Annotated in this window: 14 protein-coding genes; 8 read left to right on the forward strand and 6 right to left on the reverse strand. The window is 74.2% G+C overall.

Going from position 1 to position 19,915, the window contains the following annotated elements; all coding sequences use genetic code 11:
- Positions 1–45: 45 nt before the first annotated feature.
- Positions 46–495: a YbaB/EbfC family nucleoid-associated protein gene (locus ML5_RS25090; protein ID WP_013286504.1), complete on the forward strand. Its 450-nt coding sequence runs from the start codon at positions 46–48 to the stop codon at positions 493–495.
- Between the two features lie 98 nt (positions 496–593).
- Here ML5_RS25090 and ML5_RS25095 read toward each other — a convergent pair whose 3' ends face one another.
- The 4 genes from ML5_RS25095 to ML5_RS25110 all read right to left on the reverse strand — a co-directional run bounded on the left by ML5_RS25095 (position 594) and on the right by ML5_RS25110 (position 7,540).
- Complete coding sequence (locus ML5_RS25095; protein WP_013286503.1) at positions 594–2,657, reverse strand: M4 family metallopeptidase; 2,064 nt, start codon at positions 2,655–2,657, stop codon at positions 594–596.
- Positions 2,658–3,069: 412 nt separating this feature from the next.
- Positions 3,070–5,385 (reverse strand): transglycosylase domain-containing protein, encoded by a 2,316-nt coding sequence (locus tag ML5_RS25100; protein ID WP_013476659.1) that lies wholly within the window; start codon positions 5,383–5,385, stop codon positions 3,070–3,072.
- Between the two features lie 146 nt (positions 5,386–5,531).
- Entirely contained in the window at positions 5,532–6,194 is a 663-nt protein-coding gene (locus ML5_RS25105) for a hypothetical protein (RefSeq protein WP_013476660.1), read from the reverse strand.
- Between the two features lie 137 nt (positions 6,195–6,331).
- Positions 6,332–7,540, reverse strand: a complete 1,209-nt coding sequence (locus ML5_RS25110) for a hypothetical protein (RefSeq protein WP_236619287.1) — start codon at positions 7,538–7,540, stop codon at positions 6,332–6,334.
- 153 nt (positions 7,541–7,693) lie between these two features.
- On the opposite strand from ML5_RS25110, the gene ML5_RS25115 reads away from it, so the two are divergent.
- The 5 genes from ML5_RS25115 (at position 7,694) to ML5_RS25135 (ending at position 13,826) form a co-directional block, all read left to right on the forward strand.
- Positions 7,694–8,635: a diacylglycerol kinase family protein gene (locus tag ML5_RS25115; protein ID WP_013286499.1), complete on the forward strand. Its 942-nt coding sequence runs from the start codon at positions 7,694–7,696 to the stop codon at positions 8,633–8,635.
- Positions 8,636–8,664: 29 nt separating this feature from the next.
- Positions 8,665–9,435, forward strand: coding sequence for a hypothetical protein (locus ML5_RS25120; RefSeq protein WP_013476662.1), 771 nt, complete (start codon positions 8,665–8,667; stop codon positions 9,433–9,435).
- A 46-nt stretch (positions 9,436–9,481) separates the two neighbouring features.
- Positions 9,482–12,277 (forward strand): FAD-binding and (Fe-S)-binding domain-containing protein, encoded by a 2,796-nt coding sequence (locus ML5_RS25125; protein WP_013476663.1) that lies wholly within the window; start codon positions 9,482–9,484, stop codon positions 12,275–12,277.
- A 259-nt stretch (positions 12,278–12,536) separates the two neighbouring features.
- Complete coding sequence (locus tag ML5_RS25130; protein ID WP_013476664.1) at positions 12,537–13,400, forward strand: SDR family NAD(P)-dependent oxidoreductase; 864 nt, start codon at positions 12,537–12,539, stop codon at positions 13,398–13,400.
- A gap of 45 nt (positions 13,401–13,445) precedes the next feature.
- A complete protein-coding gene (locus ML5_RS25135) occupies positions 13,446–13,826 on the forward strand; it encodes a VOC family protein (RefSeq protein WP_013476665.1) in 381 nt (126 codons plus the stop codon).
- A 57-nt stretch (positions 13,827–13,883) separates the two neighbouring features.
- On the opposite strand, the gene ML5_RS25140 is transcribed toward ML5_RS25135, so the two are convergent.
- Complete coding sequence (locus ML5_RS25140; RefSeq protein ID WP_013476666.1) at positions 13,884–16,898, reverse strand: glycosyl hydrolase; 3,015 nt, start codon at positions 16,896–16,898, stop codon at positions 13,884–13,886.
- Positions 16,899–17,159: 261 nt separating this feature from the next.
- Complete coding sequence (locus ML5_RS25145; RefSeq protein ID WP_013476667.1) at positions 17,160–17,522, reverse strand: hypothetical protein; 363 nt, start codon at positions 17,520–17,522, stop codon at positions 17,160–17,162.
- Positions 17,523–17,618: 96 nt separating this feature from the next.
- On the opposite strand from ML5_RS25145, the gene ML5_RS25150 reads away from it, so the two are divergent.
- Positions 17,619–18,239 (forward strand): L-threonylcarbamoyladenylate synthase, encoded by a 621-nt coding sequence (locus tag ML5_RS25150; protein ID WP_013286492.1) that lies wholly within the window; start codon positions 17,619–17,621, stop codon positions 18,237–18,239.
- Positions 18,240–18,315: 76 nt separating this feature from the next.
- Positions 18,316–19,890, forward strand: a complete 1,575-nt coding sequence (locus ML5_RS25155; RefSeq protein WP_030273226.1) for a Na+/H+ antiporter — start codon at positions 18,316–18,318, stop codon at positions 19,888–19,890.
- The last annotated feature ends 25 nt before the right edge of the window (positions 19,891–19,915 follow it).

Consider the following 19,915-nt stretch of genomic DNA (forward strand, 5'->3'; position numbering starts at 1 on the left):
TGCTAGTGTCACGATGCTCGGCTAAGACGTGAAGAAAGCGCGGATATGACCAACGACCCGTTCTCGGCGGCCGCGAGCATCGACGAGCTGCTGACCCGCACGCAGCAGGCGCTCACCGCGATGCGCTCCCGGGCCTCGGCGCACGCCGACGGCGAGCCCGGCGACCTGCTGCGCGCCGAGGGCACGGCCGCCGGCGGCCGGGTCCGCGCGGTCGCCGTCCAGGGTGGCCGGCTGGATTCCGTGACGATCGACCCGGAGCTGGCCGGCGAGCCCTTCGACGTCCTCTGCGGACACTTCGTCACCGCCGCCAACGCCGCGCTGTCCGAGCTGGACGCCCGGGTCAGCGCGTCGGCGCGGGCCGACGCCGACGCGCTCGCCGCCCGGCTCGGCAGCATGGGCGACCAGGCCGAGCTGTTCGGCCGCGCGATGCACGAGGCGGCCGCGCGGATCCACCGCGACCGCGGCACCGCGTCCCAGGGCGCGCGCCGGGCCTGACACGGCGAAACGGCCGGCCCGACACGGCGGGACGCCGGTCCTGACACGGCGAGGCGGCCGGCCGCCGGGAGGACGACGACCGGCCGCGCACGCCACGGTCAGCTCAGGGTGACCGCGGTGTCGTCGACGACGAAGGACGTCTGCAACGAGCTGTCCTCCACGCCGCTGAACGAGATGGTCGCCGTGGTGCCTGCGAGCGACGAGATGTCGAAGGACCGCTGCACGTAGCCGGTGGCCTTGTTCAGGTTGGAGTACGTGGCCAGCGTGGTGCTGCCCGCCTTGACGGTGAGCTTGTCGTACGCGGTGCTGGTGGTCGACTCCGCGCTGTCGATGTGCAGCCAGAAGCTCAACGTCGCCCGGCATCCGGCCGGGATCGTCACCGACTGGCTGAGCGTGTCGGTGTGCGACGAGCCGTACCCGTCCAGCCACGCCTTGTACGAGCCGCCGTGCGCGGCCTGGCCGCTGTCGGTGGTGATGACGCCGGACGAGGCGCTCCAGCTCACGTTGCCGGACTCGAAGCCCGGGTTGGCGAGCTTGTTGCCGGAGCAGCCGCCCGACGGCGGGGTGGTCGTGGTGCTCGGGGTGGGCGTCGGGGTGCCGCCGGCGCAGGTCGGGTCACCGGACTGGGCCGGCACGCTCACCGCGTCCCAGGCCGCCTTGACCGTGTTGAACTCCGCGCAGCTGCCCGGGTAGAGGTTCTTCGCCGCCTGCAGCGTCCAGGTCCGGTACTTCAGGTACGACGAGGACGAGGTCTTCAGCAGCATGCCGTTGTACATGATCTTCATGGCCTTCTGGATGCCCAGGCCGGTCACGCTGCTGCCGTTGCAGGTCGAGCTGGACGGCTGCCCGTTGGTCGGGCTGCTGCCGTTGGCGAGCAGGTAGAACCAGTGGTTGCCCGGGCCGGCCGCGGCGTGCACCTCGGTCGACGGGATGCTGCTGGAGTAGCAGTTCGGGTCGCCGAGCGCCGACGGGTTGTACATGTTGCGGATCGGGCCGGAGCCGACCAGGTTGATCTTCTCGCCGACCAGGAAGTCGGGCGCGTCGTAGCTGGACGGCTCGTTGGCGAACCACTCGGTGGCCGCGCCGAACGTGTCGGCCACGAACTCCTGGGTGCCGCCGCCGGAGATGCCGCCCGGGGTGTTGTCGTCGATGCCGTGGCCGATCTCGTGCGCCACCACGTCCAGCGAGCCGATCCACTGGCCGGCGGTGTTCTTGCCGATCTGCACCTGGCTGCCGTCGTAGTAGGCGTTCTGGTCGTTGAGGCCCACCCGGATCGGCCAGTAGCCGCCGTTGCCGTTGGCGCCGTTGCGGCCCAGCCACTGGGCGAGCATCTTGTGCTCGGTCTGCGCGGAGAACAACGCGTCCACGCAGCCGGTCTCCTTGTTGGTGGCGGTGCCGTTGCCCCACACGTCGTCGGAGCCGCTGAACGTGGTGTTGTTGGCCGCGTCCTGGCAGCTCAGGTTGGTGACGGTCGGGTCCTTCATGGTGTACGTGGAGCCCGACTGGGTGGTGTTGAGCGTAAGCGGGCTGGGCCCGTTCCAGGCGCCGGTGCCGGTGCCGCGGACGACGTGCTCCTGCTTGCGCAGGACCGCGCCGGTGCGGGCGTCGACGTCGACGGTGAGCCGGCTCGGCCCGTCCGCGCCGGTGCCGCGAACAGTGGTCTCCCAGGCCAGCGCCGGTGCGGCGCCGAGCGTGTAGACCACGAGCGTGGTGCCCTCGACCGCGTTCACGGTCTTGAGCTGGGCGCGCGCCGTCTTCGCGGCGGCGGCCGGAGTCAGCGCGGGCGTGGTGGCGAGGGCGCCGATGGGCCGCTGCTGGGCGACCGAGGCGTACTTCAGGTTGCCGGCCGAGTCCGTGGCGAGCACGAAGTCGCCGCCGACCACCGGGAGGCCCTTGTAGGTGCGCTCGTAGGGCACGTACTGGGTGCCCTCGGAGGAGATGACCGGCTTCTGGACGAACGCGTCGTCGGAGCCGGCCTGCAGGTAGGCGGGGCGGTTCGCGACCAGGGCGCGGGCCGAGTCGGCGGCGGTCGCGCGGGCCTGCGCCGGGTCGGGGGCGGCGGGTCCGGGTGGCGCGGCCTGCACGGCGGCGGCGGTGCCTGCGGCGAGCAGGCCGGCCGCGGCCGCGCCGGTGAGCGCGGCGAGGCGAGGTGAGAGTTTCACGGGGGTTTGCTCCTGTTCTACAGGCGCGCCGCACGGAGCCCGGTGGGGACGGGCGGCGCGGTGGTGCGAGGCAGGGTGACGGCCGGTCACCGGAGCTGCCGGCGTGGCTCCGGGTCGACAGATCGACCGTCGCGATTCGCCGGGGGTCGGCGGCTCGCTGGTGCACAATCACACGCCGCCCGAGCCCGGAGCAATGGGTGACCTGGGCAACGGCTGACAGTCGGGCGCGCCGCCGCGCGCGCCGATTTAGGCAACCATGATCTTCAATAGGCCCTGATCAGGGCGAACATCGCCGACGGTGGATGGACGCCGGTGCAAATTGCGGACGTTGCCGCTGTGTGCGAATGGCGCGCATAGACGCGAGGCCGCCGTCAGCGCGGCCGGGCGGCGGCCGGACCGCCGCCCGGCCGGGTCAGCGTGGGCCGCGGGTCCGCGTCGGCGACACGGTGGGCAGCGGCGGCAGCGACGGCGTCAGCGTCGGCCGCGAGGTCGGCCGCCCGGTCGGGTCCGGGCTCGGGCTCGACGAGGACGGGCTCGGGCTCGGCGACTCCGACGGCGTCGGCGCGGCGGTGGTCGCCGGCGGAGGCGCCGACCGGGTCGGCTCCGGGGTCTCGCCGGGGAACTTCGGCTGACCGAAGCGGTACTTGTCCGGGTCGAGCTTCATGGCCGCGGTGGCCCGGGTCATGAACTGCCGCCAGATCGGCGCGGCGCCGGTCGAGCCGTACACCTCGTAGCTGCCGCCCCTGGTCCGCAGCGGCTTGCCGTCGGTGGTGCCCAGCCAGACGGCCGAGGCGAGCGCGCCGGTCCAGCCGACCATCCAGGTGTGCACGTTCTGCGTGGTGCTCTGCCCGGCCTGCCAGGTGCCGGTCTTCCCGGCGGAGTCCCAGCCGTTGCCCAGCTCGGCGGCCCGCACGCGGCGCAGCGTCCAGTCGAGCTGGTCGATCGCCTCCCGGTCCAGGCCCAGGTCCGTCGTACGGAGCTGCTCGGTCCACACCTCCTCGTCGTCCTTGGTCACCGACCGGACGAAGTGCGCGTCGGCACGCTTGCCGCCGGCCGCGAACGTCGCCATCCCGTTCGCGTGGTCCTGCACGGTGATGCCGTACTGCCCGATCCCGACCTCGGTGGAGAACCGCTTCGCCACCTCGTCGGCCGGGTCGCTGCGCAGGTCGACGCGCTGCGGCCGGGGATTGCCCCGCACCGTCTCCCACATCGACTCCACGCCGGCCTGCCGCGCGGTCTCGATCACCTTGGCGGTGCCCAGCTTCTCGGTCAGCTCGAAGTAGGTCACGTTCAGCGACGCGACAGTGGCCTCCCAGAGCGCGCAGTCCGGCTGGCAGGGCGCGCGCTCCGCGTTGCGGATCGGCCCGGCTGCGCTGCCCTTCGTCCGCCCCGAGGCGGGGAACTCCTTGGTGTCCGGCGAGTCGAACCGCTGCTTCACCGAGATCCCGTCGCGTACGGCGGCGGCCAGGTCGTACACCTTGAACGACGACCCCGGCGGATGCTGGCCGAAGCCGCGGGTCTCGCCGTTCTCGTCGTAGTACCAGCCGGCGTAGTCCGCGCCCGAGCCTTTGTCGCCGCCGTAGTAGCCGAGCACCCGGCCGGTGCCCGGCTCCACCGCCACCAGCGCGGCCTGCCAGTTGCGCGGCTGGCTGCGTACCGCCTGCGGCGCGGTGTCGCGGCGGATGTCCGCCGCCGCCTCGGCCGCGTCCTGCACGCGCTTGTCGATCGTGGTGACGATCCGGTAGCCGCCGTCGCGGATCACCTCGTCCGGCTTGCCGCGGAACGGCTCGGTCTCGCGCAGCTCGGCGAGCACATGGTTGACCACCAGGCCGGTCGGCCGGTCCAGGTCGGAGCGGCCCGCGTCCTTGTCGATCGGCCGGACCGTGTCCGGGTACGCGAGATCCGCCGCCTGCTGCGGCGTCAGGTAGCCGAGCTTGACCATGCCGTCGCGGATGTAGTTCCACCTGTCGATCGAGTTCTGCCGGGCCAGCGCGTTGCGGCGCGGATCGTAGCCGGGCGAGCCCTCCGGGTCGGCCGGGTCCGCCTCCGGCTGCTTCACCATCGCGCAGAGCACCATCGCCTCGGCCGGCGTGAGCTGCCGCGCGGCGGGCGCGTCCCGGCGCACCGTCTTGCCGAAGTACGTCTGCGCGGCCGCCTCGATGCCGTACGCGCCCCGGCCGAACGGCACGGTGTTCAGGTAGAAACCGAGGATCTCCTCCTTGGAGTATGCGTCGTCGAGCTTCCACGCGATCACCGCCTCGCGCAGCTTGCGGGAGTAGGTGACCCCGCGCAGGTCAGCGGCGATGCGCGCGTACTGCTGGGTGAGGGTGGACGCGCCCTGCCGCTGCCCGCCGCTCACGTTGGCCCAGGCCGCCCGCAGCACACCCTTGAAGTCGATGCCCTGGTTCGTCCAGAACGTACGGTCCTCGGCCGCCACGATCGCCTGCTTCGCCGAGTCGTTCATCTGGTCGTACGGCACGATGGTGCGGTTCTGCGCGCCCAGCTTCGCCATCGGCGTGCGCCCGTCTGCGTAGTAGACGGTGGTGGACTCGGGCAGCTTCAGGTCGCTGGGCGTCGGCACGCTGTCGAAGTAGTAGCCGCCGGCGACCAGCCCGCAGCCGGCCAGCAGCGTGCAGACCGCGAGGACGACCAGCAGACGCCGCCGCTTGCGCCTGGGGCGCACCTGGGTCGCGCCGCCCGGTTCCGGGGTGGATCCGCTGTTCCGCACGCGTTACCTCCGACTGCTCGGCTGAGTCGTGCCCGGCTCGCAGGCTAACCGAGCTGCGCCGACGGCACCGGCCGAAGAACCCGGACGGTGTGGCGCCGGTCCGGGCCGGGGCGGCGGTCGTCCGCCCCGGCCCGGGGCTCAGCCGGTCAGCGTGCCGCCCAGCCGACGGCCCGGTCGTCGCGTTCCCGGCGGGCGGCCCGGCGGGTCCGCCACCTGTCGTTGCCGCCCGCGTGGAACGGCGCCGACCGCCACAACGACCGCACCGGCGTGCCGTCCGGGGCGGCGAACGTCTCCCGTTCGGCGTAGCCGAGCCGCCGCAGCAGCTCCTCCTCCTGCTCACCGGCGCACGGGTGCGCGTACGTGGGCAGGCTCAACGTGTCCATCCGGCGCTGCGCCGCGGACAGCGCCTGCGTCGCGCCGCCCCGGGGCGCGGCCAGCAGCGCCAGATGGTTGTGCGGCTCGGCGGGACGGCGTGCCGCCAGTTCCTCACCGAGGCGGCGGAACCGGTCCTCGTCCGCCCCGGCGGCGCCGGCGAGCCGGTCGGCGTACCGGTGGGGGACGGGGATCGGGCGGTAGCGGTGGAACCACACGGTGGCGGCGCTGCCGTCTGGCAGCAGGAACGCGTCGCCGAACAGCAACGCGTGTTCGGTCCAGATCCGCGCCACGGCGGCGAGGACCGGCAGGCGGCGGGACTTGTCGGGGACGAGCCAGGCGGCCAGCGCGGTGGGCGCGAGGGCCTCGGCGACGAGATCGGCGATCCGGCCGATGTCGCACCATCGGGCGCGGACGACGGGCAGGGCTGTGCTCATGAACGAACTCCTGTTTTCCAGGCGTGGTCGGGTCGGTTACGGGCGCCGGACGACTGTCGACGGCGCCGCCGCGGCATGCGGCAGTCGGGCGGGACACGCCCGTGCTCCGGATCGGAGGTGGTGCCTGTGGAGTCCGCTCAGGCAGGTCTGGTGCCGGGGCGCGACGTGCGCGACGGCGGCAGCGGGTCGGCCGCCGGTCGCGCGTACCCGTCGGTCAGCGTCGGCAGTCGCCAGCGGTTCGCGTCCGCGTCGGCGGCCTCGCTGTGCACCGCGCCGCCGCCGTGGGTGACGCCGTCGAGCGGCAGCGGCAGGGCGGGTGTGGTCGTGACGTGCGCGGCCGGACCGACGGTCGCCGGTGCCCGGCTGCGTACGGGCTCGACCCACCGCGTGCCGACGACGGTGAGGCTGCGCGCCGCCGGGGCGGCGAGGACCGGCCCGCCGAGGCGGGGCGGCGTGTCGTGCGCACGCTCGGGAGCCGGTGCCGGCGTCGCGGCCGGGTCGGCCGGGACGATCGGGGCGCCGGGAGCGGCCGGGCCGGGCACGGGCTCGCCGGGCGCCGGGGGCGAGCCGGGGTCCGGCGCGGCCGGCGGGTCGATCAGATCGGTCACCGGGCTGAGCGGATCGAGCACCGGATCCAGCGGGTCGAGTACCGGTTCCAGGCCCCGCCAGACCGGGCCGAGGATCGGGCGCAACGGCTCCACGACCGGGGCCAGCACGTCCGCCACCGGGTCGAGCACGCCTGCCCTCACCGGGTCGGTGACCGGGCGCAGGCCCTCCGCGACCGGCGCGAGCACGTGGTCGCGTACCGGGTCGGTGACCGGGCGCAGGCCGTCGGTGACGGGCGTGAGCACGTGGTCCCGGACCGGCGTCACCACCGCCTCGACCACCCGGCCGGTGGCCGGCGCCGCGGGGGCCGGCTGGGCATTCGGCCGGCCCGTGCCGGGCAACGGCGTTCCGGACGGGGGCGTGCCGGGCTTCGGCGCGGTCGCGTCAGGTGCGGGCACCGGCGCGGCGGAGTCGGACGCAGGCGCGGGTGCGGCGGGGCCGGGTGCGGCGGGGTCGGGAGCAGGCGCGGGCGCGGCGGGCGTCGCCGGCTGCGCCGCGGCGTCACCGGATCCGGTGGAGGGCGCGGCGCCCGTTCCGGACGTGGGCAGGCCGAGCACCGTTCCGAGCGTGTGGGTGAGCACCCCGACGGTGGCGGTGAGCGGGCCGGACGGCTCGCGGTCGGCGGCGTGGGCGGCCGAGCCGGATGCGACCTCGTGGGCGCCCCAGACGACCGCCACGGCACCGAGCAGCAGGCCGAGGCGCAGCGTGCAGCGCGCCATCCACCCGGTCCGTTCCGACATCCCGCACCCTTCGGATCCACGCCCGGCGGCACCGATCGACGCCCCGCACTGTACCCAACGTGGCGGCCCGGGCACAGTACGCCGTCGATCCGTGTCGGGCGCGTCGCGCCGGGCGCAGGCGTGGGATCCGCGGAGTCCGGGTACCAGCCGGCCATGGACACGCGCACGGCCGAACGCCCGGACACCACCCCCGCCCCCGCCGCGCCCCCGGCCGGTGTGATCGCTGTCGTCGCCCACCGGAAGAAGACGTTCGGGGGTGGGCTCGACGAGCTGCGCTCCCGGCTCGTCGCCGCCGGGGTCGGGCGGCTGCTCTGGTACGAGGTGCCGAAGAGCCGCAAGGCGCCCAAGCGGGTGCGCGCGGCCCTGGACGAGGGTGCCGAGCTGGTGCTGGTGTGGGGCGGCGACGGCATGGTGCAGCGGTGCGCCGACGCGCTCGCGGGCAGCGGCGTGCCGATGGGCATCCTGCCCGCCGGCACGGCCAACCTGTTCGCGGTGAACCTGGGCATCCCGGTCGACCTGCCGGAGGCGGTGCGCATCGCGCTGCACGGCCGCCGGCGCGAGCTGGACCTGGGCCGGATCAACGGCGAGCACTTCGCGGTGATGGCCGGCGCCGGGTTCGACGGCGACCTGATCCGTGACGCCGACCGGCAGCTCAAGGGCCGGTTCGGCCGGATCGCGTACGTCTGGACCGGGCTGCGGCACGTGCGCGGCGAGTGCGTACGGACCCGGATCCGGGTCGACGGCGCCGACTGGTTCGACGACGAGGCGAGCTGCGTGCTGTTCGGCAACGTCGGCACCATCACCGGTGGCATCCCGGCCTTCGACGACGCCCGCCCGGACGACGGGGCGCTCGAGGTCGGCGTGTCCACCGCCAGCGGCGCGGTGGACTGGGCGCGCACGCTGGGCCGGATGGCCGCCGGGCGTTCCGAGGAGTCGCCGTTCGTGCGGATCACCCGGGGTCGCAAGATCAAGGTCCGGTTCGACGCGCCGAAGACGTACGAGCTGGACGGCGGCGCCCGGGGCAAGGCGAAACGGCTCAAGGTGAAGGTGGTGCCGGGCGCGCTGACCGTGTGCTGTCCCGACCCGGCGGACTGACCGCGCCCGGGCCGGGGCAGGATGCCGGAATGCGCGACGACATCCGCGACTACCTGGCCGAAGTGGTCCGCCGCTCCCGGGACGTGCTCGGTGAGGACCTGGTCGGCGCGTACGCCGCCGGGTCGGTCGGGCTGGGCGCGTACCAGCCGGGCCGCAGCGACGTGGACGTGGCGCTGGTGGCCGCCGGGCCGATGCCGGAGCCGGACAAGCGCCTGCTCGTGGACCGGCTGCGGCACGAGTCGCTGCCCTGCCCGGCGCGCGGCCTGGAACTGGTCGTCTACCGCCGCGACGTGGCCGCCTCCGGCACCCCGGAGCCGGGCTTCGAGGTCGAGCTGAACACCGGTGCCACCATGCCGTTCCGCGCCACCTACGACCCGGCCGACCGGCCCGCCGCCGACGGGCGGTTCTGGTACGCGCTGGACCGCAGCATCCTGCGCCAGTCCGGCCGGACGCTACTGGGCCCGCCCGCCGCCGACATGTTCGCCGACCCGTCCCCGGAGGCACTGCGGGCGCTGCTCGCGGACGCGCTGCGCTGGTGGCTGGCGCTGCCCACGCCACCCGGCGACGAACCGGCCCCCGGCGCGGAGGACGCGGTGCTCGGCGCCTGCCGGGCGCTGGTGCGCATCCGCGACGGCGTCTGGCTGGGCAAGGTCGACGCCGGGCTGCGGGTGGCCGCCGACGACCCGGACGCCGCGCTGATCCGCGCCTCGATCGCGGCCCGCCGGGGCGGCACGCCGCCGTCCGGCCCGGCTGCCCGCGCGTTCCAGCGGCGGGTGCTGGACCGGATCACCGCGCGGTGAGCCCCGCCGTGCGTGACTACTGTGAGCCGGGGGAGGTGCGGTGATCATGACGGAGCTGAGCGCGTCCACGCGGGCCGGGCTGGAGTCGGTGGTGCCCGGCGGCGTGACGACCCGGGCCGCGGACCGGCTGCGGATGGCCCACGACGCCTCGCACTACCTGCTGCACCCCGGCGCGGTGATCACGCCGGCCGACGCCGGTCAGGTGGCGGCGCTGCTCGCGTACGGGCGCCGCACCGGAACCGCGCTGACGTTCCGCTCCGGCGGCACCAGCCTCAGCGGCCAGGCGGTCACCGACGGGCTGCTCGTCGACGTGCGGCGGCACTTCCGCGACCTGACGGTGCTCGACGACGGGCGGCGGGTACGGGTGCAGCCCGGGGTGGTGCTGCGGCAGGTGAACGCGCGCCTCGCGCCGTACGGCCGCAAACTCGGCCCCGACCCGGCCAGCGAGTCCGCCTGCACGGTCGGCGGCGTGGTCGCCAACAACTCCAGCGGCATGACCTGCGGAACCGAGTTCAACACGTACCGGACGTTGGAGTCGCTGGTCCTCGCCCTGCCCGGCGGCACCGTGCTGGACACCGGCGCCCCGGACGCCGACGCCCGGCTGCGCGCCGCCGAACCGGACCTGCACGCCGGGCTGCTGCGGCTGCGCGACCGGGTACGCGGCAATCCCGACTCGGTGCGCCGCATCCGCGCCCAGTACGCCATGAAGAACACCATGGGGTACGGCGTGAACGCGTTCCTCGACCACGACGACCCGGCCGACCTGCTCACCCGGCTCGTGGTGGGCAGCGAGGGCACGCTCGCGTTCGTCGCCTCGGCGACGTTCCGCACCGTACCCGTGCACCGGCACGCCGCGACCGGCCTGCTGGTCTTCGACACCCTGGGCGCGGCGATGGCCGCCATGCCGGCGCTGGTGGCCGCCGGGCCGGCGGCGATCGAGTTGCTCGACGCCGCCGCCCTGCGGGTCGCCCAGCGCGACCCGAAGGCGGACGCCACGCTGCGCGGCCTGGCCGTGCGCGGGCACGCCGCGCTGCTCGCCGAGTGGCAGGAGTCCGACCCGGCGGCGCTCGCCGACCGGGTCGCAGACGCCGGACCGGTGCTGTCCGGCCTGCCGCTGAGCGCCCCGGCCCGGCTCAGCGGAGAGCCGGCCGCCCGCGCCGCGCTGTGGCACATCCGCAAGGGCCTGTACGCGGCGGTGGCGGGCGCCCGCCCGTCCGGCACCACGGCGCTGCTGGAGGACATCGCCGTGCCGGTCGAGGCGCTCGCCGGCACCTGCGCGTCGCTCGCCGACCTGTTCGAGCGGTACCGGTACGCCGACAGCGTGATCTTCGGCCACGCCAAGGACGGCAACCTGCACTTCATGCTCAACGAGCGGTTCGACGGCGGCGAGGCCCCGGCGCGCTACGCCGACTTCACCGAGGAGATGGTCGACCTGGTGCTCGGCCACGGCGGCACGCTCAAGGCAGAGCACGGCACCGGCCGGGTGATGGCCCCCTACGTGCGCCGCCAGTTCGGCGACGAGCTGTACGAGGTGATGCGCGAGCTGAAGACGCTCTGCGACCCGGACGGCGTGCTGAACCCGGGCGTGCTGCTCAGCGACGATCCGGACATCCACATGCGGCACCTCAAGACCGTGCCGGCGGTGGAGGAGGAGGTGGACCGCTGCGTCGAGTGCGGCTACTGCGAGCCGGTCTGCCCCAGCCGTGATCTCACCACCACGCCCCGGCAGCGCATCGTGCTGCGCCGGGAGATCGCCGCCGCGCAGGCCGCCGGAGACACCGCGCTGGCCCGGGAGCTGACCGACGACTACGACTACGACGCGGTGCAGACCTGCGCGGTCGACGGCATGTGCGCCACCGCCTGCCCGGTGCTGATCAACACCGGTGACCTGGTCAAGCGGCTGCGCGCGCAGGAGCACGGCCGGACGGCGGGGACCGCCTGGCGCGGCGCGGCCCGCCACTGGGGCGCCACCACCCGGGGCATGGCCCGGGGACTCGACCTGGCCGGGGCGCTGCCGCCCGCGCTGCCCGAGGCCGCCACCCGGGCCGCCCGCGCGGTGCTCGGCGCCGACCGGGTACCGCGGTGGCAGCGGGACCTGCCGCGCGGCGGCACCCCGCGCCGCCCCCACCCGGCCGACGCCCCGGACGCGGTGTTCGTCCCGTCCTGCCTGGGCACGCTGTTCGCCCCGGCGCAGGGTGGCACCGGCGTGGCCGCAGCGCTGCTCACGCTCGCCGAGCGGGCCGGCGTACGCCTGCTCGTGCCGGACGGCATCGGTGACCTGTGCTGCGGCACCCCCTGGTCGTCGAAGGGTCTTGCCGACGGCTACCGGGCGGTCCGCGACCGCGTGCCCCCGGTGCTGCGCGCCGCGAGCCGCGACGGCGCGCTGCCGGTGGTCAGCGACGCCGCGTCCTGCACCGAGGGCTTCGAACGGCTGCTCGACGGCGCCGGGGACCTGCGGGTCGTGGACGCGGTCGCGTACACCGCCGGCACGCTGCTGCCCCGGCTGACGGTGCGCCGCCGGATCGGTTCGCTCGCGCTGCACCCGACCTGCTCGTCGGTCCGGCTCGGCCTGGACGACGCGCTGCTCACCGTGGCCCGCACGGTCGCCGACGAGGTGGTGGTCCCGGAGGGCTGGCAGTGCTGCGGCTTCGCCGGCGACCGGGGTCTGCTGCATCCGGAGCTGACCGCGTCGGCCACCCGGGCCGAGGCCGCCGCCGTCGCGGCACGGCCCTTCGACGGGTACGCCTCGGTGAACCGCACCTGCGAGATCGGGCTGGCGCGGGCCACCGGGCAGCCGTACCGGCACCTGCTGGAGCTGCTGGCCGAGGTGACCGCGCCGTAGCGGTCCGGTCCTCCAAGATCGACACCAGTTCGGGGAAGTGGTGGGGTCCGGGTGGGTTGGATGTCACCACCTCCCCGTGCTGGCGTTGACCTTGGATCGGCGGGTGCACGTGGGGTGCGTGCTTGACGCCAACTCCGGGAGGTGGCTGGTTCTGTCCAGCGGTGAGCTGGGCGGGCGTCCGGGGATCTCGATTGCAGGCGGGGCGATGGCGGCAGGGCTTACGGTGCGAGAGGGGGGAGTCCACGGGAGGGGTGACGCGGTGGCGGGGGTGTTGTCGGGGCGGGTCGCTGTGGTCACCGGCGCCGCGCGGGGGATCGGCCGGGCCGCGGCGGTGGCGCTGGCCGAGGCGGGCGCGGACGTGGCCGGGATGGACGTCGCCGGGCCGGTCAGCCCGATCCTGGACCTGCCGCCCGCTACCCCGGAGGACCTGGCCGAGACCGGCCGGCGGGTGACGGCGGCGGGCGCCCGCTGGTCGGCGCACGTGGCCGACCAGCGCGACATCGGCGCGGTACGCGCTGTCGCCGAGGCGGTGGAACGCGAGCACGGCGGCATGGACGTGCTGTTCGCCAACGCCGGCATCCAGGCGTTCGCGCCGCTGCTGGAGATGACCGACCGGCACTGGCACGACCAGATCGACGTGAACCTCACCGGCGCCGCGAACGTGCTGCGGGTCTTCGCGCCGCTGCTGGTACGTCGCGGCGGCGGCCGGATCGTGGTCACGTCGTCCACCCAGGGGCAGCACGGCACCACGAACGGGTCCGCGTACTCGGCGTCCAAGTGGGGACTGATCGGGCTGGTCAAGTCCGCCGCGCTGGAACTCGGGCCGCACGGCGTGACGGTGAACGCGGTGATCCCGGGCCTGGTCGACACCGCCCTGACCCGGCACCGGGACCGGTACGTCCAGGCGCTCGTCGAGGCGGGCAAGCCGGCCTCCGGTGACCTGGCTCAGGTGGAGGACGCCGCGATTCAGGCGCTGCGGTCGAAGACGCCGCTCGGCGTGCCGTGGGTGGAGCCGGAGGACGTGTCGCCGCTGGTGGTGTTCCTCGCCTCCGACGCCGCGCGGATGGTCAGCGGCACGTCGTTCGCCGCGACGGCCGGCGACAGCGCCCACGTGACCGCCTGACCTCGCCGGGCTGCCGCTGCCGGCGGTCGTGGCTAGGCTCGGGCGATGCATCGATCGAGGTTGTACGCCCTGATCATCGACGCGCCGCAGGACGAGGCGGGGGAGACGGCCGCGTTCTGGTCCGCCGCGCTCGGCGCGAGCCTGCGCACCGATCCGGCCGAACCGGAGTTCACCGGCCTGGCCGACGTCGTGCCGGGGCTGGTCACCGCCGTGCAGTCGGTCGACGACGCGCCCCGTCACCATCTCGACATCGAGACCGACGACGTGGCCGCCGAGGTGGAGCGGCTGTGCGGGCTGGGCGCCACGCCGGTGTCCCGCTGGCTCGACTGCCACGTGCTGCGCGCGCCGGGCGGGCACCTGCTCTGCGTCATCCCGGTGGCCGGCGACAGCGAGGTGTTCGAGGCCACCGCGACCCGCTGGCCGTGAACCGGTAGGCACGAGCCGGCGCCCCGGCCGCGCGGGCCGGGGCGCCGGAACCGTGGGTCAGGAGCCGTACGGCAGCGTGACCGTCGAGGCGTTGCCGACGCCGAGGATCGTGGGCGCGCCACCGATGGCGTTCCACACCTCGACGCGTACCGTGCCGCCGGACAGGTTGCCCAGCGTGCCGGTGGCCGAGAGCAGGCCCTGGGTCTGCCGGTAGCGCTCCGCACCCGGGATCGGATCGGTGGCGAAGTACCGGTAGGTCTCCACCCGCTCGACGCTGCCGTTGCCGGTCAGGTCGTACGAGACCCGGATCTGGACGCCGTTGCCGATCGCGGTCCCCGCATCGACGGCCAGGTCGAACGCGGTCGCCCCGCCGGTGTACGTGCCGGTCAGCCCGGTAGCGGTGAACACCTGCGGGTTGGCCGGTGTGCCGTCGGAGTTGCCGTTCGCCGCCGCCACGTTCACCGTGCCGGCGGTGCCGGCGCTGCCGTCCAGCCCGCCGCCCGTACGCAGGTAGCGGACCGGCGTCAGCGGGGTACCGGTACTCGGAGTGGGGCTGGCGGTGGTCGGCGTCGGCGTCGGCGTCGGGCTGGCCGTGGTCGGCGTCGGACTGGCGGTCGTCGGGGTCGGCGTCGGCGTCGAGGTCGTCGGCGGACCGGTCGGCACGGTCACGCCGCCGGTGGCGTCGCCGCCGCTCCACGCGTACGCCCCGGAGGTGGCCGTCCTCCCGGCCGGCACGGTGAGCGTGGTGCCGTTGGAGAACGTGACTGTGAGCGGCCGGGCGGTGATGTTCGACGCCACGTAGGTGCGGGCGCCGTTCTTGACGAACACCTTCGCCAGCGGGTGGTTCGCGGTGACGGAGGTGTCCACCGTGCCGAGCGCGGCCAGGTTGCGGATCCAGTGGAACGTGTGCGCCTTGCTCTCACCCTCCTCGCTGGTGAATCCGCTGTTGGCGCGGAAGTTGCGCAGCGCCTGCTCACCGTCGCCGAGGGCCAGGAACTCCCAGATGATGTCCTGCCACACCGTGGGCGGGCCGCCCTTGTTGGTGACCAGCTCGGCGTAGTTGGCCTTGACGTACTCGGGGAAGTCGCCCAGGTAGAGGTGACCGCCGGTGATCGGCAGCATGTTGATGCCCTGGATCATCTCCGGCGCCGCGGAGAACCAGGTCGAGTACGCCCCGCCGTCGCCCCACACCATGCCGACCGTCTTGTGCCCGAACGCGGCCGGGAAGTTCTGGTCGTACACGTCGAACCAGTACTCGGAGATGGCCGCCGACTGCGTGGTCCACAGGTAGACCCCGGCGTCGCGGACGGCGGTGTCGCCGGTGGCCTGACCCCACTGGATCAGCGCGTTGGCGAAGTTCATCCCCTCCGAGGAGGACTCCTGGTTGTTGCCGGCGAAGAACGGCGCCAGCCCGGAGGCCCAGTCGTGCCCGGCGTAGATGTCGAAGTCCCGCAGGTAGGGGAAGCGGCTGTCGGCGCGGTCGTAGTTGTTGGCGTCGCGGATGAGCAGGTCGATCATGCCGCCGTAGCGGCTGTCGTCGGCCCAGCCCGGGTCGAACTTGGCGACAGTGGCGGCGGCGGCGATGAAGTAGCCGTAGTGGAAGTGGTGGTCGTTCAGGTCCTCGTCGGAGCCGTACGAGGCCGGGTAGCCGATCAGCGTGCCCCAGTTGCGGTCGTAGTAGAACAGCTGGCTGGTCTCGCCCGAGCCGGCGGTGAGCCAGTTGGTCAGCCGGTTCTTCATCGCGGTCACCGCCGCGTCGCGGACCGGGGTCTGCCCGAGCTGGTCGGCGATCTCGGCGATCCGGGCGGCCCGGCCGAGTCCCTTGCCCGCCCAGTAGGTGTCCCGGCCGCTGACGCCCTCCGGGTTGCCCTGCTCGGCGTTGAGGTAGCCGGTGACGGTGGCCAGGTCCGCGCCGCTGGAGTCGCCGACGGCGGGCACCTCGGGCAGCACACCGGTGAAACGCATCGTGGTGGTGAACGACGGCACGCCGGTGAGCACCCGCATGGCGCCGCGCGCCGAGACGTACGTCGGGGTGATCGGGGTGGCGCCGGTGAGGCTGCGCCACTGGTGCGGGTAGAGCGCCACCACTGTCTTCGTCTCGCTGCCCTCGCGGGGCGTGGTGGTGAACGCGTACGTGGTGCGCACCGTTCCCGCGGACGGGTCGTACGTGTAGCTCATCCGGGTGCCGGTGACGTGGGCGTGGGCGTACCGGCCGTAGGTGTCGGCCAGAGCGGCCCGGTCGCCGCCGCCGGGCAGCACCGCGACCGAGAAGTACCCCTTGCCGGCCAGCGTCGAGCTGATGCCGGCGCCGTTGACGGTCCAGGTCGCGCCGGTCGGTGCGTACGCGACGTAGTCGTGGCCGTTGACAGTGAAGCCGATGGTGGCGCCGGAGTTGCGCCACACGGTGGGCGTCGCGGTGGCGGTGAGCTGCGCGGTGCCGCCGCTGACCGTGTAGTAGCTGAACGGCAGCCCGTGGCCGATGGTGGCGCGCATGGTGCGGCTGCCGTCGCTCCAGTCGGCGGTGACCGTCCAGTCGCTCCAGTCGGCGGCCTTGACGACCGGCGCGGACAGTCCGGGCATCCCGACGCGGACGTCCTCGCCGTACGGGTAGTGGAACTCGCCGACGCCGGTCGCGGTGCCGCTGATGGCCGGGGTGGTGGTGTACGACAGGCCGAGCCCGTTGTTCTCGGCCTTGAACGCCAGCGGGTGGGCGTGCAGGTTCTCGCTGCCGGCGCAGTTGTTGCGCTTCCAGATCAGCGACGACCACCAGTCGTTGGTGGGGATGGCGCCGGCGGGCGCGTCGGGGGTGGTGAAGATGCGCGGGTTGGTGCTGATCGCGCCGCAGCCCTTGGGCAGCTGGGCGCCGGGCGGCAGCGTCTCGGTATAGCTGCCCGCGCCGACGGCGCCGGCGGTGGCCGTGCCGCCGCCGCCGGCCACGGCGCCCAGCAGGCCGGCGGCGAGCACGGACGCGGCGACGAGGGCGGTCGCCCGCAGACCGCGACGGCGGGCCGGGGACGGGACGGGCGCAGTCGGGGGTACGGGGTCGGGGGAGAAGTCCCGCAGGAGGTTCATGGAGGTCCCCTTCACGAGGAGAAGGCGGGGTACGAAGTGGTGTTCCGGCAGTCGTGAGAGCGCTCTCTTGAGAAGGGACAGTAAGGTTCGGGTTACGGCTCCGTCAATGTCTTGTTACCAAAGAGAGCGCTCTCCCGTGCGCACGGAAGGCCCTCCGGTCACCTCGCGAAGCGCCCTGACCAGCGTCGACGGCCCGCACGAAGCGCCGCCCCCGACCGAGGCGGCCGGGGGCGGCGCGAGGACGCGTACGCCTACGCTGAGTCAGGCGGCGGTGGCGGCGAGACTCCGCGCGTCGGTGCGTGCCGCAGCCGTGCCCGGCTCACCGGCGGCACCGGCTCGACCGGCGCCCGGCTGCCCGGCGACCGGCCGCGACGCGGACTGCGGCGAGCCGGCGGACTGCCGGGGCGCGGCGGGCTGCCGCGGCGTCCGGGCGGCGCTCAGCCCCGCCTGCGCGTTGTTCCAGGCCGCGCACGGCCACGCCGCCCCGACGCAGCTCGGGCTGGTGCAGACGCGCTCGGCGTCCGGCTGGTGCGCGTCGGCCACCGCGGCGGCCAGGTCCCACAGCAGCGGATCGGTCACCTCCGCGGGGCGGTCGGCGACGCGGTCTGTGCTGGCTTCGGACATGATTCGGTCCCCCTGTCGTGAACGGCCCCCACCTGTTTCCGGAAACCGCCCCGGCCAAACCTGCGCCCGCCGGGGCGTGGACATAGGCTGGCCGGCGTGGCGAGGTACTACGACCTGCATCCGGACAACCCCCAGCCCCGCGTGATCCGGCAGGTGGTGGACCTGCTGCGCGCCGACGGGGTGATCGCCTACCCGACCGACTCCTGCTACGCGCTCGGCTGCCGGATCGGCAACCGCGACGGCGTGGAGCGGATCCGGGAGATCCGGCGGCTCGACGACCGGCACCCGTTCACCCTGATGTGCGCCGACTTCGCCCAGCTCGGCCAGTTCGTCAAGCTCAGCAACGCGGTCTTCCGGCAGGTCAAGTCCGTCATCCCGGGCAGCTACACCTTCCTGCTGCCGGCCACCGCCGAGGTGCCCCGCCGGTTGCAGGACCCGCGGCGCCGGGTGGTCGGGGCGCGCGTACCCCGGCACACCGTGACCCAGGCGCTGCTCGCCGAACTCGGCGAGCCGCTGCTGACCAGCACGCTGCTGCTGCCCGGCGAGGACGAGCCGATGACCCAGGGCTGGGAGATCAAGGAACGGCTCGACCACCTCGTCGACGCCGTGGTCGACGCCGGGGACTGCGGGCTGGAGCCGACCACAGTGGTCGACCTGTCCGGCCCCGAGCCGGAGATCCTGCGCCGCGGCGCCGGCGACCCGGCCCGCTTCGAGTAACGATCACCCGTTCCGCCCCGCCGGGCCGCCGCCGTAGGGCACCGTGATCCCCGGCGGACGGTGACGGGGGTACGGCGTGGAAGCACTCGTGCTGATCACGGTGCTGGGTGCCACCGTGCTCGTCGGCACCACCATCGGCGGTCGCTACAGCGTCGCGCCGCCGGTCCTGCTGATCGCGATGGGCGCGCTGATCGGCCTGCTGCCGCCGTTCGAGAACCTGATCCTCGAACCCGAGGTCGTGCTGGTGCTGTTCCTTCCGGCGATCCTCTACCGGGAGAGTCTGGTCATCAGCCTCCGCGAGATCCGGGCCAACCTCACGGTGATCGTCGGGCTCGCCGTCGTGCTGGTGATCGTCACGATGGTCGCCGTCGCGTACACCGCGCAGGCCCTCGGCGTGCAGCCGGCCGCCGCGTGGGTGCTCGGGGCCGTCCTGGCGCCGACCGACGCCGCCGCCGTGGCCGGCCTGGCCAAACGGATGCCGCGCGGCATCCTCACCACGCTGCGCGCGGAGAGCCTGGTCAACGACGGTACGGCGCTCGTGCTGTTCGCGGTGGCGGCGGGCGTGGTCGCGGGCGGTACGGTGCCCGGTGCGCTGACGCTCAGCGGCGAGTTCGTCGGCAAGTCGGCCGGCGGGGTGGCCGCGGGCCTGCTCGTCGGGGCGGTCGTGGTGCTGATCCGCAAGCACGTGGACGACCCGATGCGCGAGGGCGGGCTGAGCATCCTCACCCCGTTCGTCGCGTTCCTGCTCGCCGACGCGGTGCACGCCAGCGGGGTGCTCGCGGTGGTCGTGTCCGGGCTGCTGCTGTCGTACGCCGCGCCCCGGGTCATCCGGGCCCGTTCCCGGGTCACCGCGTTCGCGTTCTGGGACCTCTCCACCTTCATGATCAACGGTGGGCTGTTCGTGCTGCTCGGCACGCAGGTGCCGCGCTCGCTGCGCAGCATCACCAGCCACTCGCCGACCGCGTCGCTCGGCATCGCGGTGCTCGTCGCAGCGGTCGTGGTGGCGATCCGCCTGCTCTGGGTGCACCTGTCGGTGTCGGCGCTGCAACGGGTGGACCGGCGGGAGTCGAGCCGGGCACGGCACTTCGACGGCCGGATGCGTACCGCCGTGGGCTGGGCCGGCTTCCGGGGCGCCGTCTCGCTCGCCGCGGCGCTCGCCGTGCCGGTCACCATGCACGACGGGAGCCCGGTACGCGAACGTGACCTGATCATCTTCGTCACCGTCGTGGTGATCGTGCTGATCATGCTGGTGCAGGGCACCACGCTTCCCGCGGTCGTGAGCTGGGCCGGCCTGACCGGCGACCGGGAACGCGACGAGGAGGTGCGCTGGGCCCGGATCCGGGCCACCGAGGCGGCACTGGAGGCGCTGCCCCGGGCCGCCAGCGACGTGGGCGCCACCCAGGACACCGTGGACCGGCTGCGCGCCGACTACGAGGACCACCTGGCCGACGCCCGCGACCCGGGTGGCGAGGACGCGGAGGCGGAGCGGGAGATGGCCCGCCGGCTGCGGCTTCGGGTGCTCGACCACAAGCGGCAGGAGATCACCCGGCTGCGCAACACCAGGCAGATCGACGACGCGGTGCTGCGGCAGCTCCAAGCGGCCATCGACATCGAGGAGATCCGGCTGCTCGGCCCGGAGATGGAGGAGTGAGCGACGCCGCCCGCGCCGGACGTCC

It is taken from the genome of Micromonospora sp. L5, assembly GCF_000177655.2.
In the GTDB taxonomy this organism is placed as follows: domain Bacteria; phylum Actinomycetota; class Actinomycetes; order Mycobacteriales; family Micromonosporaceae; genus Micromonospora; species Micromonospora aurantiaca.